The sequence below is a fragment of the Mucilaginibacter sp. P4_G9 genome, from assembly GCF_056400985.1.
This window is the reverse complement of the sequence record NZ_JBFUKF010000740.1, coordinates 1-1,377: the sequence shown is the minus strand read 5'-3', so window position 1 is coordinate 1,377 and position 1,377 is coordinate 1. Positions and strand designations below refer to the sequence as shown.

Sequence of the window (1,377 nt, the reverse complement as noted above, 5' to 3'; positions counted from 1 at the left end):
CTTCATACACTACCCTGCCATTCACCATAGTTGTTTGAATATTGATCTGATCGTCAAATATTACAACATCGGCGTCTTTCCCGGCAGCTAAAGCACCTTTGTTGTCGCCTACCCCCATAATGGTAGCCGGATTTTGGGTCATCATCCTTATAGCTTCAACCAGGGGAACGTTCGCCATATTCACCATATTCCTCACCAGCCTGTCGCAGGTGGCAACACTCCCGGCAAATGACGATCGGTCGGGCAGTTTGGCAACGCCATCTTCTACTATTACTTTTAACCCGGTATCTTTATTGCCCAGCACACTTTCACCTTCGGGCATACCTGCGGCGCGCATGGCATCAGTGATAAGGGCAATCCTATCGGGCCCCTTGATCTTGTAAATCAATTTTAATAAGGGAGCAGGCAGGTGAATGCCATCCGCAATTACTTCAACATCCATAGCATCTATTATAAACGCGCTCTCGATAACACCTGCATACCGGAAAGCATTGCGCCGGGAAACACCCGACATACCCGAATATAAATGCGTAGCCAATGTATACCCGTTTTCAAAAGCCTCCACAACTTCCTCATAAATAGCATCAGTATGGGCTAAAGCGGCCATGATCCCATTTGCCTGCAGGTACCTGGCAAATTTGATTGCACCCGGCAGCTCGGGCGCGGCGCTCCAGCGTTTGATAGCTTTTGAATAGGCGATGACCTCTTTGTATTCTTCCTCATCGGGATTTCGGATATAACGGGGATCCTGCGCACCACGCTGACTCATGGCAAAGTAAGGCCCTTCTAAATGCATGCCTAAAAACTGTGCGCCCATGGTATTTTTAGCATCGGCAAGGGCATATAGATCGAGCGTTTTTAAAAGGTCCGCTTTTTCGGAAGTAAGGGTTGTTGGCACCATGGCTGTTGTACCGTAGCGGGCATGTGTGCGGGCTATCGTTAAAAACGCTTCTTTGCTGCCATCCATAAAATCATGACCGCCGCCGCCATGCACATGAATATCAATAAATCCCGGCGAAACGTATTTACCTGCAGCATCAATAACGGTGGCATCCGGCGCGTCGATATCACGTTCGCTTACGGCTTTAATTTTTTTTCCGCTGATAAGCACCGTTGCATTGCTAATGCGATAGGGTGTAATAACGCGGCCGTTTATGATCTTTATTTGTTTATCCATTTGCTATAATGGCCTACAAGTTAAGTCGTTTTAGCTATATTTATACATTTTTCCCGATATTTCTCGAGCAAAAATTTGTTCGGTTTAGCTACTTTGATCAAACGGCTTATCCMATTTAAATCTGCGGTTTGTCCTATGGTTTCTTGGAAGCTCTTGAAAAATAAAAAAAAGATCGTCATTGCGAGGCACGAAGCAATCCC

The 1,377-nt window shown here is 46.3% G+C and carries 2 protein-coding genes; both read right to left on the bottom strand.

Going from position 1 to position 1,377, the window contains the following annotated elements:
• On the bottom strand, positions 1–1,177 hold a 1,177-nt coding region (gene nagA, locus AC1DPZ_RS27230), incomplete at its 3' end, for an N-acetylglucosamine-6-phosphate deacetylase (protein ID WP_477409412.1).
• Positions 1,178–1,197: 20 nt separating this feature from the next.
• Positions 1,198–1,377: hypothetical protein (locus AC1DPZ_RS27225; protein ID WP_477409410.1), on the bottom strand; the 180-nt coding region annotated here is incomplete at its 5' end.